The 14,753-nt window shown below is 69.3% G+C and carries 14 protein-coding genes and 1 pseudogene; 2 read left to right on the top strand and 13 right to left on the bottom strand.

Annotated elements, in window-relative coordinates; translation table 11 throughout:
* The first annotated feature begins 16 nt into the window (after positions 1-16).
* Positions 17-577, top strand: coding sequence for a GNAT family N-acetyltransferase (locus tag ACOCEP_RS22320; RefSeq protein ID WP_482330928.1), 561 nt, complete (start codon positions 17-19; stop codon positions 575-577).
* A gap of 66 nt (positions 578-643) precedes the next feature.
* Here ACOCEP_RS22320 and ACOCEP_RS22315 read toward each other — a convergent pair.
* Positions 644-946 (bottom strand): annotated as a pseudogene (locus ACOCEP_RS22315) (GtrA family protein); the annotation flags it as partial.
* A 254-nt stretch (positions 947-1,200) separates the two neighbouring features.
* On the opposite strand from ACOCEP_RS22315, the gene ACOCEP_RS22310 reads away from it, so the two are divergent.
* The gene (locus tag ACOCEP_RS22310; protein ID WP_482330927.1) at positions 1,201-1,722 is read left to right on the top strand and encodes a YqaA family protein; all 522 of its coding nucleotides are present in this window, start codon (positions 1,201-1,203) and stop codon (positions 1,720-1,722) included.
* On the opposite strand, the gene ACOCEP_RS22305 is transcribed toward ACOCEP_RS22310, so the two are convergent.
* The 12 genes from ACOCEP_RS22305 to ACOCEP_RS22250 form a co-directional block, all read right to left on the bottom strand.
* On the bottom strand, positions 1,716-2,585 hold the full coding sequence (locus tag ACOCEP_RS22305) for a hypothetical protein (RefSeq protein ID WP_482330926.1): 870 nt from the start codon (positions 2,583-2,585) through the stop codon (positions 1,716-1,718). The two genes, ACOCEP_RS22310 and ACOCEP_RS22305, sit on opposite strands and share 7 nt — an antisense overlap.
* A 475-nt stretch (positions 2,586-3,060) precedes the next feature.
* Positions 3,061-3,510, bottom strand: coding sequence for a tetratricopeptide repeat protein (locus ACOCEP_RS22300; protein WP_482330925.1), 450 nt, complete (start codon positions 3,508-3,510; stop codon positions 3,061-3,063).
* A complete protein-coding gene (gene dapB / locus ACOCEP_RS22295; protein WP_125675885.1) occupies positions 3,507-4,253 on the bottom strand; it encodes a 4-hydroxy-tetrahydrodipicolinate reductase in 747 nt (248 codons plus the stop codon). The genes ACOCEP_RS22300 and dapB overlap by 4 nt, the downstream gene beginning before the upstream one ends.
* A complete protein-coding gene (locus tag ACOCEP_RS22290) occupies positions 4,250-5,614 on the bottom strand; it encodes a M16 family metallopeptidase (protein WP_126737738.1) in 1,365 nt (454 codons plus the stop codon). The genes dapB and ACOCEP_RS22290 overlap by 4 nt, the downstream gene beginning before the upstream one ends.
* Before the next feature lie 97 nt (positions 5,615-5,711).
* Positions 5,712-7,970 (bottom strand): polyribonucleotide nucleotidyltransferase, encoded by a 2,259-nt coding sequence (locus ACOCEP_RS22285; RefSeq protein WP_482330924.1) that lies wholly within the window; start codon positions 7,968-7,970, stop codon positions 5,712-5,714.
* A 235-nt stretch (positions 7,971-8,205) separates the two neighbouring features.
* Positions 8,206-8,475 (bottom strand): 30S ribosomal protein S15, encoded by a 270-nt coding sequence (gene rpsO, locus ACOCEP_RS22280; RefSeq protein WP_003084034.1) that lies wholly within the window; start codon positions 8,473-8,475, stop codon positions 8,206-8,208.
* A 128-nt stretch (positions 8,476-8,603) separates the two neighbouring features.
* The gene (gene thpR, locus ACOCEP_RS22275) at positions 8,604-9,113 is read right to left on the bottom strand and encodes an RNA 2',3'-cyclic phosphodiesterase (RefSeq protein ID WP_482330923.1); all 510 of its coding nucleotides are present in this window, start codon (positions 9,111-9,113) and stop codon (positions 8,604-8,606) included.
* An 11-nt stretch (positions 9,114-9,124) separates the two neighbouring features.
* Positions 9,125-9,607 (bottom strand): XRE family transcriptional regulator, encoded by a 483-nt coding sequence (locus ACOCEP_RS22270; RefSeq protein ID WP_465435175.1) that lies wholly within the window; start codon positions 9,605-9,607, stop codon positions 9,125-9,127.
* A 115-nt stretch (positions 9,608-9,722) separates the two neighbouring features.
* Positions 9,723-10,685 carry a bifunctional riboflavin kinase/FAD synthetase gene (locus ACOCEP_RS22265; protein WP_482330921.1) on the bottom strand — a complete coding sequence of 321 codons (963 nt, stop codon included), beginning with the start codon at positions 10,683-10,685 and terminating at the stop codon, positions 9,723-9,725.
* 203 nt (positions 10,686-10,888) lie between these two features.
* Positions 10,889-11,812, bottom strand: a complete 924-nt coding sequence (gene truB / locus ACOCEP_RS22260) for a tRNA pseudouridine(55) synthase TruB (protein WP_482330920.1) — start codon at positions 11,810-11,812, stop codon at positions 10,889-10,891.
* Positions 11,813-11,933: 121 nt separating this feature from the next.
* Positions 11,934-13,244 (bottom strand): MFS transporter, encoded by a 1,311-nt coding sequence (locus ACOCEP_RS22255; protein ID WP_482330919.1) that lies wholly within the window; start codon positions 13,242-13,244, stop codon positions 11,934-11,936.
* Positions 13,245-13,427: 183 nt separating this feature from the next.
* On the bottom strand, positions 13,428-14,750 hold the full coding sequence (locus tag ACOCEP_RS22250) for an MATE family efflux transporter (protein WP_482330918.1): 1,323 nt from the start codon (positions 14,748-14,750) through the stop codon (positions 13,428-13,430).
* Between the last annotated feature and the right edge of the window lie 3 nt (positions 14,751-14,753).

The raw sequence follows: 14,753 nt of genomic DNA, 5'->3' as shown, positions 1-14,753 counted from the left end.
GGCTAATCTGCGCACCATGGCCGCCGCCGAAGTCCGCCCAGCAGTCGTGTCCGACGCAGCCGAGATCGCCCGCATCCAGCGCGATACCTGGCGAAGCGCCTACACGGAGCTGCTCGGCGAAGCGGCTGTCGCCGGGCTCGACATCGAGGAACTCGAAAAGACCTGGGCCGAGACGATCGAGTACCCGGGCACGCGCGTCTTCCTCGCCACCGAAGGCGAGTTCACCGTCGGTTTCTGCGTCGCCGGCCGCGCTCCGGTGAGCGAGGTCGCCACCGCCGACGGTTCACTGCCCGACGACGCTTCGACGACCGCGCTCATCGCCTCGCTGCTGGTCGAGCCGCGTTGGGGACGGCGCGGGCACGCGGGGCGCCTGCTGGCGAACGCGTCGGCCTGGTTGCGCGGGGACGGCGCCACGCGCGGGATCAGCTGGGTCGCCCAGACCGATCACGCGTCACTGGGCTTCTTCCGCCGCGCGGGCTGGTCCCCCGACGGGACCGTCCGCATCCTCGACACCGGGAGCACGAACGTGCGCGAAGTCCGCCTCACCGGCGGCCTCGACCTCGAGCTCACTCCCTGACTTCGCGAACACGACCCAGCGCATCACCGAGTACATGAAGACGCCTTCACACGCCCCGGCGATGAGCCGGGAGATGCGGTAGTCGACCCCCAGCGCGGCCAGACCCGCGCCGACGCCGAGCAGGAACGCCACGTAGTTGATGACGATCGCGACGACGTACAGCACCGCCTGCCTGCCGACGGGCGCGTGCGAGCGGAAGTTCATGCTGCGGTTCAGCACGAAGCTCAGCCCGAACGCCGTCGCGTAGGCGAGCGTGATCGCCAGCCACACCGGCAGGCCGAGCCAGCCGCGAAGCAGGGTCAGCAGGATCAGGTCGACCCCGAAGGTGAACCCGTTGATGAGCGCGAAACCGAGGAAACTCGGCGCCACCAGCCGGGAAAGCCCGACGGGGAGGCGCCGCACCACGGCCGCGCAGAAGTCGGCGAAGCGATCCGCGAAACCCTTGCCGCGGACCGCGTCGTGCACGTCGGCCACGGCTCCAGCATGGCAGCGGCAGGTGGCCGCGAGCCGACGAACAGGTGATCTTCTGGTGCGGCCCGGAAGCCGGGAACGGGGGCTGGCCCCAGTGCGTCCTGGTTTTCAGCTGATAGCTTGGAGAGAACGAAGATAACGGGGAGGCAACGATGGCGGGCTGGTTGCTCCTGTCGTTCGGCGTCGCCTTCGGTTCCGCGATCCTCCCCGTGGTCAGCATCGAGATGTTCCTCATCGGCCTCTGCGCGAGCCAGCCGACGCTGCCGTGGCTGCTGCTCGGCGCCATCGTCGCGGCCGGTCAGGTGGGCGGCAAGACGCTCTACTACCTCGCCGCGAAGGGCACGATCAAGCTGCCGAAGCCGCTGCACGACCGCCTGCACCGCGAGCGGCCGCCCACCCCGCGCCGGGAACGGTGGCGGGCGCGCACCAAGAAGATGCGCGCCCGGCTCGACGCCCTGCGTGAACGGTGCCATCGGCATCCGCACTGGATGGCGGGCACGTACGGGGTGAGCTCGGTCGTCGGGCTGCCGCCGTACATGGCGACGAGTGTGCTCGCGGGCCTGGTGCGGATGCCGCTGGCGACCTTCCTGGCCACCGGTTTCGTGGGTCGCTGGCTGCGGTTCAGCCTGCTGGCCGCCTCCCCCGCCCTGTTCGCGGGCTGGTTCCACTACTGAGCCGGGAAGTTGGGTGATGGGCGAGCGACCGGCGGTTCGGTGGTACGGCCTGGCTCACTCGCGCCGTCGCGTTCGGTCTGCCGTTCAGCGCTCTCGATCCACTGATCGAACTGCTTCCCCAGCCACTCCTTGGTCTCAGCCGACACGTAGCCGCATGCGTCCTTGACCAAGGGGTCCACGGCATGGTTCCGCACTTCCTCGTGCTTTTCCGGTGCCGGACAGATGAATACCGCAAGCATGCGGAGGTTCCGCAGCAGTTCCTCGCTGGTGAGAAGGCCGAAGAGCGGCACCTGTGCGACCGCTGCGGTCTTGAAGGCTCCCCATGCCTTGTCCACGATCATCCCCACGACGGCTTTGGTGAGTTGTGGCCGCTTCCCCTGTTTGCTGGACCGACAGATCGCCTCGACTATGAGCTCCTTGGCCTTGTCAGGGATCGTGTCGACAGCCTTGCCGAACTTCTCCAAGACCAGCACGAAACCGATGAGCAGGTCACACCAGCCGTGATCAGCCAACTGCAAGCGGATCACTCTGACTTCGTCGGGACTCCCAGGAAGACTTTCGACAATCTCCTTCCAGATGTCTTCTGTCATCGCCTTCGCAATGACGTTCACTTGATCCACGACATCCGGTCGAATGAGGGGATCCCCGAGAGCAGCCGATGCGGCATGAGTTTCGGAATCCGACACGCTCATCACGCCGAAAGTTTCGGCGTTGTCGCTTGTCTCAGCGTCAGGCTTCCGATCTTCAGGGCTGCCCCCTGGTACGAGTTCGGGTCCCTGGCGCTGGGGCGGAAGCGGTGTGTGCGCCGCTCCTGCAGCACTGCGCGCCAGCCAGTCGGCCGCGTCAAGCCGCATCAGATCCATGGTCGCTTCCCGAGCTGGCTGGTTCCTCACCCTCTTGCGCTTGGGAGAGCACCACTCGGCCAACTTCTCGAGAATCGAGCCACGCTTAGCGATCCGCGTTTGCTCCGGTTCCCGAGCGAGTTTGTCCCAACCTCCCCAGCCGTGTTGGGAACCGCCGCAATTGCCACATTTGCAGACGTGCCCTGTCGCGCTCGAACAGTTTTCCGGATGCTTACCGGTTGACACCATCGACGGCCCCTCGTTAGACAACCCACCCGGGTTAGATCTTCCGAGCCGAAAGCAGCGCGACATACCGCCGCGCTGGTTGTCGACGAACTACCGTCCGCAACTGAATTGAACGCAGGAATCCCGTAGACAACTTCAGTCGCAAAGAGTGCCTACTACCATCCGCATCCGGGTGAACGGCCGGCCGACCCGCCGACGTCGTCCGCAATCTGACACCCAGTTGCGTCTGCTAGCGCCCGCGTTCAGAGGGCTAAGCGCGGGAGGCGGCTTCGAGTTCGACGGCGCGACGCATCGTGGCGCGGGCCCGTTTCCGGTCGCCGGCGATCTCGTACGCATACGCCAGCCGGTACCAGACGCGCCAGTTCTCCTGATCCGCCTCGACCTCGGCGCGGCGCTCCTCGAACCAGGCGTCCGCGGCGTCGCGATCCACCCGGCCCGAGGGCCTGCGGGGCAGATCGGAGACGTCGGGCAGGCCGCCCTCTTCGTCCAAACGCCGGGAAAGCCGCTGGATCTGGACGCCGGAACGCCAGGTGGTCACGATGATCCAGATCCCGAGCACCGGCAGCAGCAGTACCCCGACACCGAAGACCACCGGCACCGTCTCGCCGGTGCGCAGCAGCGCGATGCCCCGGCCCGCCAGCAGGACGACGTAGACGGCGAGCGCCGCCGTCATCACCAGCGCGAAATTGCGGGCCCTCACAGGTCGAGGATGTTCTCGAGACCGACCGTGAGGCCGGGCCGCGTGAGCACCGAACGCACGCCGAGCAGCACCCCCGGCATGAACGACGTGCGGTGCAGTGAGTCGTGCCGGATGGTCAGGGTCTCCCCCTCGCCACCGAACAGGATCTCCTCGTGCGCCACCAGCCCGGGCAGCCGGACCGAGTGCACGCGGACGTCGTCGACGAGCGCGCCGCGGGCACCGTCCACTTCGGACGTCGTCGCGTCTTCACCGGGAGCGAGACCGGCTTCCGCGCGGGCTTCGCCGATCAGCCGCGCGGTGTGCGCGGCCGTGCCGGAGGGCGCGTCGGCCTTGCGGTTGTGGTGCAGCTCGATGACCTCGGCCGAGTTGTAGAACCGCGCCGCCTGCTGGGCGAACCGCATCGCGAGCACCGCGCCGAGCGCGAAGTTCGGCGCGATCAGCACGCCGAGCGACGGGTCTGCCGCGAGCCACGAACGCAGCTTCTCCAGCCGCTCCCCGCTGAACCCGGTGGTGCCGACCACCGCGTGGATCCCGTTGCCGGTCAGGAACTCCAGGTTGTCCATCACCGCGTCGGGATGGGTGAAGTCGACGACGACCTGAGCCTGCTTGAGCGCCGAGAAGTCGTCACCGGCGTCGAGCGCGGCGACGAGCTCCATGTCGTCGGCGCCATTGACGGCGTTCACCACTTCCTGGCCCATCCGGCCGCGTGCGCCCAGCACACCGACGCGAATTCCAGCGGTCATGATGCGATCACCTCGTGCAGATCGTCCGGAAGGTCGTCGGCGTGAGCGTACGGCCCGACCACCGCCGCCGCCGAGACGCCACCAGGGCGGGCGAGCAGAGTGCGAGCGAGCGCACAGACCTCTTCGGTGGTGACGGCGTCGATCCGCGCCACCGTGTCGTCGACGCCGAGATAGCGGCCGTAGTTGAGTTCGTTCTTGCCGATCCGCGACATGCGCGAAGAAGTGTCTTCGAGGCCGAGCACGAGCCCGCCCCGCAACTGCCCCTTCGCGCGCGCGACCTCGGCTTCGCTCAGCCCGTCCTTGCCGACGAGTTCGAGCACCTCGCGGATCACCCCGGCGACCTCGCCGAGCTTTTCCGGCTGGCAGCCCGCGTACACGGCCATGTGCCCGGTGTCGGCGTAGCTCGCGACGGACGAGTACACCTGGTACGCCAGCCCGCGCTTCTCCCGGACCTCCTGGAACAGGCGTGAGCTCATCCCGCCGCCGAGCGCGGCGTTGAGCACCGACTGCGCGAACCGCCGGTCGTCGTGCCGCGACAGCGATCGCAGGCCGAGCATCACGTGGGCCTGCTCGGTGTCGTCGGTGTGCAGGGCGAGCTTCGGCGCCATCGCGATCCGCGCCCGCCCGCCGCGCGGCGGCACCGGCGTCGCCGCCCCGGTCAGCCTGGTGCGCAAAGCCTTGCGCACCAAGCGAAGCACCTGGGCGTGCTCGACGTTCCCGGCGACCGCGAGCACCATCCGCGGCAGGGTATAGCGGCGCCGGTAGAACCCGCGCAACGCCGAAGCGGACATCTCGACGATGGACTTCTCGCTGCCGAGCACCGGGCGGCCCAGCGCGTGGCTGCCCAGGATCGCGCCGACGAACGTCTCGTGCAACAGGTCTTCGGGGTCGTCGTCACGCATCGAGATCTCTTCGAGCACGACACTGCGCTCGGTCTCGACGTCCTTGTCCGTGCACAGCGCCTCGAACACGACGTCGGTGACGAGATCCATCGCCAGCGGCAGATCCTCGTCGAGCACCTGCGCGTAGTAGCAGGTGTGCTCCTTCGCGGTGAACGCGTTGAACTCGCCGCCGACCGCGTCGATCTCCTCGGCGATCTGGGTGGCGTCCCGGTTCGTGGTGCCCTTGAACAGCAGGTGTTCGAGATAGTGCGCCGCACCCTCGACCGACGACGGCTCGTCCCGCGACCCGACCCCGACCCACAACCCGACCGTCGCCGAACGGGAGGCGGGAACGTGCTCGGTGATGACCCGGAGGCCACCGGCCAGCACACTGCGCTTGACCACCGCACCGTCCGAAGTGGACTCCAGCGTGCGGGTGCTGCCGACGGGCTGTTCGTGCCCGGGAACCTGACGAGCCAACGGATTCCTTACTCACATGTCAGGAAAGGGTCGTTCAGGACGAAAAATGTCCTGAACGACCCTTTCCTGACGTTTCACATCGGTCCAGCCAGGACTACTACGCGTCGGCCTTCGGGGCCTCGGCCTTGTCACCCTCGGCGGGCTTGGCCTCGGCGTCGGCGGCGTCGTCTTCCTTGACCACGATCAGGCTGATCTTGCCGCGGTTGTCGATGTCGGCGATCTCGACGCGGAGCTTGTCGCCCACGTTGACCACGTCCTCGACCTTGGCGATCCGCTTGCCGTTGCCCAGTTTCGAGATGTGCACCAGGCCGTCCTTGCCCGGCAGCAGCGAGACGAACGCGCCGAACGCGGCCGTCTTCACCACGGTGCCGAGGAAGCGCTCGCCGACCTTGGGCAGCTGCGGGTTGGCGATGGCGTTGATCTTGTCGATCGCCGCCTCCGCCGACGGGCCGTCGGCCGCGCCCACGTAGATCGTGCCGTCGTCCTCGATGGAGATGTCGGCGCCGGTCTCCTCGGTGATCGAGTTGATCATCTTGCCCTTCGGGCCGATGACCTCGCCGATCTTGTCCACCGGGATCTTCACGCTGGTCACGCGCGGGGCGAACGGGCTCATCTCGTCCGGGCCGTCGATCGCCTCGGCGATGACCTCCAGGATGGTGAGACGAGCGTCCTTCGCCTGCTTCAGCGCGGCCGCGAGAACCTCCGACGGGATACCGTCGAGCTTCGTGTCGAGCTGCAGCGCGGTGATGATGTCCTTGGTGCCGGCGACCTTGAAGTCCATGTCGCCCATGGCGTCTTCGGCGCCGAGGATGTCGGTCAGCGCGACGTAGCGGGTCTCGCCGTCGACCTCGTCGGAGATGAGGCCCATGGCGATGCCGGCGACCGGCGCCTTCAGCGGGACACCCGCGTTCAGCAGACCCATGGTCGAGGCGCAGACCGAGCCCATCGAGGTGGAGCCGTTGGAGCCCAGCGCCTCGGAGACCTGGCGGATCGCGTACGGGAACTCGTCCCGCTTCGGCAGGACCGGGACCAGGGCGCGCTCGGCGAGCATGCCGTGGCCGATCTCGCGCCGCTTCGGCGAACCGACGCGGCCGGTCTCGCCGGTGGAGAACGGCGGGAAGTTGTAGTGGTGCAGGTACCGCTTCGTGGTCTCCGGGGAGAGCGAGTCGATCTGCTGCTCCATGCGGAGCATGTTCAGCGTGGTGACGCCCAGGATCTGGGTCTCACCGCGCTCGAACAGCGCGGAACCGTGCGCCCGCGGGATCACGGCGACCTCGGCGGCGAGCGAGCGGATGTCGGTCAGCCCGCGGCCGTCCATGCGGATCTTGTCCGTGAGGACGCGCTTGCGCATGATCTTCTTCGACAGGGCCTTGAACGCCGCGCCGATCTCCTTCTCACGGCCCTGGAAGGCTTCGCCCTCGCCGAGGCCGATCTTCTCCAGCACCGCGGCCTTGACCTGGTCGGTCGCGTTGTCGCGGTCCTGCTTGCCCGCGATGGTCAGGGCGTTCGCGAGGTCGTCGGTCGCGATGGCGGCGACGGCGTCGTACGCGTCCTGCTCGTAGGCGAGGAAGACCGGGAACTCGCCGGTCGGCTTGGCGGCGAGCTCGGCCAGCTGCTGCTGGGCCTCGCACAGCACCTTGATGAACGGCTTCGCGGCCTCGAGGCCCTCGGCGACGGCGATCTCGTCCGGCGCCTTGCCGCCGGCGGCGATCAGGTCGAGCGTCTGCTCGGTGCCCTCGGCCTCGACCATCATGATCGCGACGTCGTCGCCCACGATGCGGCCGGCGACCACCATGTTGAAGGTGGCCTCTTCGAGCTGCTTCCAGGTCGGGAACGCGACCCACTGGCCCTCGATCAGCGCGACGCGGACGCCGCCGACCGGGCCCGAGAACGGCAGGCCGGCGATCTGCGTCGAGGCCGAAGCCGCGTTGATCGCGAGCACGTCGTACGGGTCTTCGGGGTTGAGGCTCTGGACGGTGATGACGACCTGGATCTCGTTGCGGAGACCGTCGGCGAACGACGGGCGCAGCGGCCGGTCGATCAGGCGGCAGGTCAGGATCGCGTCGGTCGACGGGCGGCCCTCGCGGCGGAAGAACGCGCCGGGGATGCGTCCGGCGGCGTACATCCGCTCTTCGACGTCCACGGTCAGCGGGAAGAAGTCGAAGTGGTCCTTCGGGTGCTTCGACGCGGTGGTCGCCGAGAGCAGCATGGTCTCTTCGTCGAGGTACGCGACGACGGCGCCGGCGGCCTGACGGGCCAGGCGGCCGGTCTCGAAGCGGACGGTGCGGGTGCCGAAACGGCCGTTGTCGATCACGGCTTCGGTTTCGTGCACGGTGACTCCGGTGGAGTCGGTCATAAGGTGTATCTCCTCTTTTGATCCTCTGTAACGGCGCGAGTCTCCCACCCTGGGACCTGTTTCGCCTGCGGACGCTCGAGGAGTGAGGCCGGTCTTCGATCGAAGCCCCCGGGCCGTTGCCCGGAAGCCACTACCGAGGACCGGCGGACGGTTCCTCGTGCGCGCTCGCGCCGCGTGTATCGGTACTTGGACCGAGGGGGAGCGACCGCTGTGGTCACTCCCCCTCGGGTTCAAGCTATCGGCGCAGGCCGAGACGCTGGATCAGCGCACGGTAACGCTCGATGTCCACCTTCATCACGTAGTTCAGCAGCCGGCGGCGGCGGCCGACCAGCAGCAGAAGCCCGCGACGGGAGTGGTGGTCGTGCTTGTGAGCCTTGAGGTGCTCGGTGAGGCCGACGATGCGCTTGGTCAGCAGCGCGACCTGGGCCTCCGGGGATCCGGTGTCCGAGTCGTGCACGCCGTACTCGGCAAGGATCGACTTCTTCTCTTCGGTGGACAAAGCCACAGTGGTGCTCCTAGATACTCTGTGCCGTGCGGCCCGGACGATGCTTCACGCCGGGTGAGACGGTCACGGCCGCCACGGACTGCAGCCGGACCCAATCATCGAGGTTACCAGCCTCGTGATCAGCGGCTTCAGTCGCGGGCGTGGTTCAACGCGTACGACCGGATCACCCGGTAGCGCGAGACGCCCCGCTCACGGTCACTGCTCATCAGAACGGCCTCGGTCGCCGTCCAAGTCTCACTGGTGAACCCGGCCAGCCGCTCCTCCCACGCGCTCGCGGCGTGCGGCCGGTCGCGGGGGAAGCGGGCCAGTGTCAGGTGGGCCACGTACGGCCTTCCCTCACTCTCCGCGCCGGCCCGCAGGGCCAGCTCGTGGAGCCCGGTTCCGGACACACTCAACCACAGCACCCCGGGGAATGTCGCGGCCTTTTCCAGCCGGAGGTCGAGCGGGCCCGTGCCGTCCAGCCGCGCGGCGAGCCAGTCGCCTCGGTCCGCCGGGTCGTCCGCGCCGTAGAACCCGAGGGTGACGTGCCAGTCCTCCCGCGGTGACCAGCGGAAATCGCCTTTTCCGGGGGTGCCGAGGGCGGCGGCGACCTGGTCGAGGACGTCTTCCGGCGGGATCACCGCGCTGAAGAGCGTCATGGGCGCGTGCGTCAGGAACCGTTCCGCGCGGCCCGGCGCAGCAGATCCGCCAGGGACGGGAAATCGTCGTCGAGCAGCTTCGCGGCTTCGGTGAGGTCTTCGTCCTCGCCGATGTCCCGCAGCGCCACGAGCACACCCTGGTCGTCGGCGACGGCGCCGACCGGGATGCTGTCCCTGCCTACCGTCGGCCGCGAGTCGCGGACGTCCTCGAGCGCCTCCTGCATGGCCTTGCGGTCCCCCGCGGCGACCGCCGGGACCAGCACCTTGCGCTCCAGCATGATCATCTTGGCGAGGACGACCGGGTTGCCGATCTTCGCGCGGCGCCCGCTCATCACCTGGCTGAGCATGGGCGCGCTGATGCCGAGCACCTCGGCGAGGAAGGCCTGGGAGATGTCGAAGGCGACGACCAGTCTCCGCACGCGATCGCCGAGCGGCTCCCCGTACCACTCCTTCTGCAGCGCGATGTTCCGCTGGACGATCTTGTGGTCCTCCACCTGGTCCGCTCCCCTTAACCCCATCGAACGCCATGCGCGGTCCGTGACATCTTGCCACCGGAACGCACGTGAGCGGGTGTGTTTGCCGATTGTCGTCCGGCCGCGGCCGGAACCGTCAGTCCTGCTCGCCGAGCAGTTCCCTGGTGCGGGCGACGTCCTCGTCGATCTGCGCCACCAGCCCCTCCGAGGTCGGGAACCGGACCTGATCCCGCAGCTTGGTGACGAAATCGAGGGCGACGTGCTGCCCGTAGAAATCCTCGTCGATGTCGAGGACGAAGGCCTCGACGGTACGTTCCCGCCCCGAGAAGGTCGGGTTGGTGCCGACCGACACGGCGGCGCGCAGCCGTCGGCTGGAATCCGACGAACGGGTGAACCAGGCACTGTAGACACCGTCGGCGGGCACGGCGGCGAACCGCGGCGTCGACAGGTTCGCCGTCGGATACCCGAGATCGTGGCCCCGGCCGTCGCCGCGGACGACGATGCCCTCCAGCCGGTGCGGCCTGCCGAGCGCTTCGGACGCGGCGACGACGTCTCCGGCGTCGATGCACGAGCGGACGTAGGTCGAGGAGAAGGTGATGTCGTTGTCCGCCTGCTCCTGGGCGAGCAGCCCCTGCAGCTCCGCCCCCTGCGCCACGAAACCGAACCGCTTTCCCAGCGTGCGGAGGAGTTCGACGTCGCCGGCCGCCTTCGCGCCGAAGGTGAAGTTCTCCCCCACGATCACCGCGGCCGCGTGCAGCTTGTCCACCAGCACCTCGTGCACGAACTCGTGCGCCGTCAGCCGCGACAGCTCCAGCGTGAACGGCAGCACGCAGAAGACGTCCGCGCCCAGGCCCTCGACCAGTTCCGCCTTGCGGCGCAACGTGGTCAGCTGCGCCGGATGACTGCCCGGCCGGATCACCTCCGACGGATGCGGATCGAAGGTCAGCACCACACTCGGCACGCCGCGTTCGGCGGCGGCGCGGACCGTCCTCGAAATCAGCTCCTGATGACCGCGGTGCACGCCGTCGAAGACGCCGATCGTCACCACGCACCGTCCCCAGCTTCCGGGGAGGTCACCCAAACCACGCCAACGCTGCACTTCTAGCCCCGTCTCCTCAGGCCCAGCTCCGACACCACCCTAGGCCGTGTCCTGTGCGGCACGCTCGCGGGCTTCGCGCCCAGGCGGTCCCTGGCGGCACGGGCGGATGCGGCCGAGTACAACCCGGTACGAGGCCGATCCGCCCGCACCGCCAGGAACCACCTGGATCACGAATCCCATCGACCGGCCACACAGGACACGACCTAGGCGGGCAGCAACACGACCACCGACCGGGCCAGCTCGCCTTCGTCCGCGGCGAGCGCGAGCACCCGGCCGTCCGGTCCGAACATCCCGTACGTGCCCTCGATCCCGGCCGCGGGCACCCTCTGTCCATATCGGACCGCCTGCGCCATGCGGACGTCCAGATCGCGGCGCGGGAACGCGGCGGCGACGGCGGCGTCGAGGTCCAGCGACAGCTCCGGCGCTTCCTCGAGCTGGTCGAGGGTGCGGGCCTTGGCGAGGGTGAACGGGCCGACCGTGGTGCGCCGCAACGCGAGCAGATGTCCGCCGGCGCCGAGCCCGGCCCCGAGATCGCGGGCCAGCGCCCGGACGTAGGTCCCCGACGAGCACTCGACGACGGCGTCGAGTTCGATCCGGCCGGCCTCGCGGCGGGTGGCGAGCAGATCGAAACGGTGCACGGTGACCGGGCGGGGCGGGATGACGACCTCTTCGCCGGCGCGAACCCGGGCGTACGCGCGTTTGCCGTCGATCTTGACCGCGCTGACCGCGCTCGGCACCTGCTGGATGTCGCCGGTCAGCGCGGCGATCCCGGCGGCGATCGCCTCGTCGGTGATCTTCTCGACGACCTCCGGGGCGGCTTCGGCGATCGGCTCGCCCTCGGCGTCGTCGGTCGTGGTGGACAGTCCCAAGGAAAGGGTCGCGAGATAGGTCTTGCGGTCCAGCGCCAAGTGGCCCAGGAGTTTCGTCGCGCGTTCGATGCCGAGCACGAGGACGCCGGTGGCCATCGGGTCGAGGGTGCCGGCGTGCCCGACCTTGCGGGTGCCCATGAAGCGCCGCGCCCTGGCGACGACGTCGTGGGAGGTCATCCCGGACGGTTTGTCGACGATGACGAGACCGGGCGGCGGGGCGGGACGTTTCTTGGCAGGAGCCTGATTGGGGCGCGACACGGGCCGAACCCTATCTTTCGGGGCCGAGCGGGGCTGAAGGGGACTTTCCCCGCGTCTCACGCGGTCAAGGACGCTTTCGTCGCATCGCATGCGGGGAAAGCGTCCTTCGGCCGCACGGGCATCAGGACGAGACGGGCAGCGGTGACTCGGCGTCCCAGCGGCGGCGCCGGATCTGCACCGGGATCGCCTCGCCGCGGGCCTCGGCCTCGAACAGCACGGCACGGGTGCGCCGCCACCACACGAGCATCCGGAAGGTGCCGAACGCGAGCACCGCGATCACCGACAGCAGCGCCAGGCGGAACGTGCCACCCGTCCATTCCAGCAGTACGCCGACCGCGAGGGCCGAGATCGTCGTGGCCACGAAGCCACCGACGTTCACCACGCCGGTCGCGGTGCCGACGCGCGAGAGCGGGTTGTAATCCCGCGCCAGCGCGAAACCGATCATCGACGCCGGGCCGCCGAGGGAGAGGAACGCGAACACGGGGACCAGGACCGCGACCGGGATCGTCCCGCCCCAGCCGAGCAGGATCGCCCACATCACCGCGGCGCCGCCGATGTACCCGCCGACGAGCGGCATCCGCAGCGACGGGCGCCGTCCGATCAGCCCGCCGATCAGCGGCCCGCCGAGCATCGAGCCGAACACGAACACGATCAGCAGCGAACTCGCGGTGGCCTTCGGATATCCCTGCCCCTGCACGAGGAACGGGACACCCCAGAGCATGGTCAGCACGTTGGGGGCGAACATCGTGCTGAAGTGGACCCAGAACCCCAGCCGGGTGCCCGGGGTGCGCCACGCGGCGGCGACCTGGCGGCCCAGCAGCTTCGGGTGCACCCGTTCGCGCACGGGCGCCGGCTCGCCGGGCGGGGAGTCCTTGACGCGAAGGGCGACGACGGCGGCGTACAGCGCGGTCATCAGGCCGACGGCGAGGAACGTCGGGGTCCAGCCGGGACCGTCGAGCAGCAGGCCGAGCGGGACCGTCGCGGCGAGGTTGCCGACGTAACCGATGGCCCCGGTCAGCGCGGCGAGCAGGGCGTACTGACGGCCGGGGAAATGCGCGGCGATCAGCCGCATGATGCTCACGAACGTCAGCGCGTCGCCGAAGCCGACGACCGCGCGGGCGGCCAGGCCGAGCGGGTACGAATCCGCGACCGCGAGCAGGATCTGGCCGAGGCCGAGGAAGAACACGGCGGCGGTCAGCACGCGGCGCGGGCCGTAGCGGTCGACGAGGACGCCGGTGGGGATCTGCATCGCGGCGTAGACGCCGACCTGCAGGACGGTGAACGTGCCGAGCGCGGCCGCGCCGACGCCGAAGCGGTCGGCGGCCTGGAGCCCGGCGACGCCGAACGAGGTGCGGTGGAAGACGGCGAGGAGGTAGACGGCGACGGCTGCGAACCAGATGAACCAGGACCGGCGGGTGGCTCGGCCTGTCACAGTGTTTCCTCCTTGAGCACGGTTCGGGCGTGGAGACGCCCGCACTGCCGCCTCATATAGTTGTAGCGCGTAAGCAACGGCGAAACATAGCCGTTACCTGGGTGCTTTTCGCCACACGCCCCCTCCCCCGCGTTTCGTCCTCTAAATGCGGTAGTTGCACACGCAAGTACCGCATCTAGAGGACTAAACGCGGACGGCGCCCTCGACGGCCCACCGCCCCGAGCGCCATCGCACCAGCAGGGTCGCCAGCCGCAGCAGCATGAACAGCGAGAGCCCGGTCCAGATCCCGGCCAGCCCCCAGCCGAACGCGAGCGACAGCCAGATCAGCGGCAGGAACCCGAGCGCCGCGCTCAGCAGGGTCGCGTTGCGCAGGAAGGCGGCGTCGCCGGCGCCGAGCAGGACACCGTCCAGTGCGAACACCACGCCGGCGATGGGTTGCAGCGCGACGAAGAACCACCACGCGTGCGGGATCTGGCCGAGCACGGCCGCGTCGGAAGTGAACACCCGCGGCAGCACCCCGGCCACCGACGCGAAAACGACGCCGAGGAAGCAGCCGAACACCAGCCCGTAGCCGGTGATCTGCCGTGACAACCCGCGAGCGCGTTTGCTCGCCCCGGCGCCGAGGGCGGCCCCCACGAGCGACTGCGCGGCGATCGCGAGCGAGTCCAGCACCAACGCGAGGAAGGTCCACAGCTGCAACACGACCTGGTGCGCGCCGACGGCCTCCGTGGACGTCCGCGCGGCGACCGCGGCGGCGGAGACGAAACACGCCTGGAAGGCGAGGCTGCGCAGCACCAGATCCCGGCCGAGGCCGAGCTGGGCGCGCATCACCTTCGGCTCCGGGCGCAGCGGGACCCGCTCCCGCACCAGGGCCACGACGAACAGCGACGCCGAGATCACCTGCGCGACGACGTTCGCGATCGCCGACCCTTCCAGCCCCCAGTCCGCGCCGTACACCAGCACCGGGCACAGCACGGCGGAGATCCCGTTGCCCGCCAGCACGTAGCGCAGCGGTTTCGCGGAATCCTGGACGCCGCGCATCCAGCCGTTGCCCGCCATCGTGATCAGGATGAACGGCGTCCCGAACAGGGCGATCCGCAGCCAGGAGACGGCGGCGTCGGTGATCGCGGCGTCGCCGGAAAGAACCCGGGCGATCGGCGCGGCCAGCAGCTGCCCGGCGACGATCACGACCAGCCCGACGATCACCGCCAGCCACGTCGCCTGGACACCCTCACGGACCGCGTCGCCCCGGCGGCCCGCGCCGTGCAGCCGCGCCGTCCGCGACGTGGTGCCGTACGAGAGGAACGTCAGCTGGCTCGAAACCTGCGACAGCACGACACCACCGACGGCGAGCCCGGCCAGCGGCAGCGCGCCGAGGTGGCCGACGACGGCCGTGTCCACCAGGACGTACAGCGGTTCGGCGGCGAGGACGCCGAGCGCGGGCACGGCGAGACCGAGCACGCGTTTCGGCGGGACGCGCTCGTCGGGTTCGGAAGCTTCAGGCACCGA

The organism is Amycolatopsis sp. CA-211722 (genome assembly GCF_056828465.1).
The sequence above is the reverse complement of the archived record's forward strand: the minus strand, read 5'-3'. Positions and strand labels throughout refer to the sequence as shown.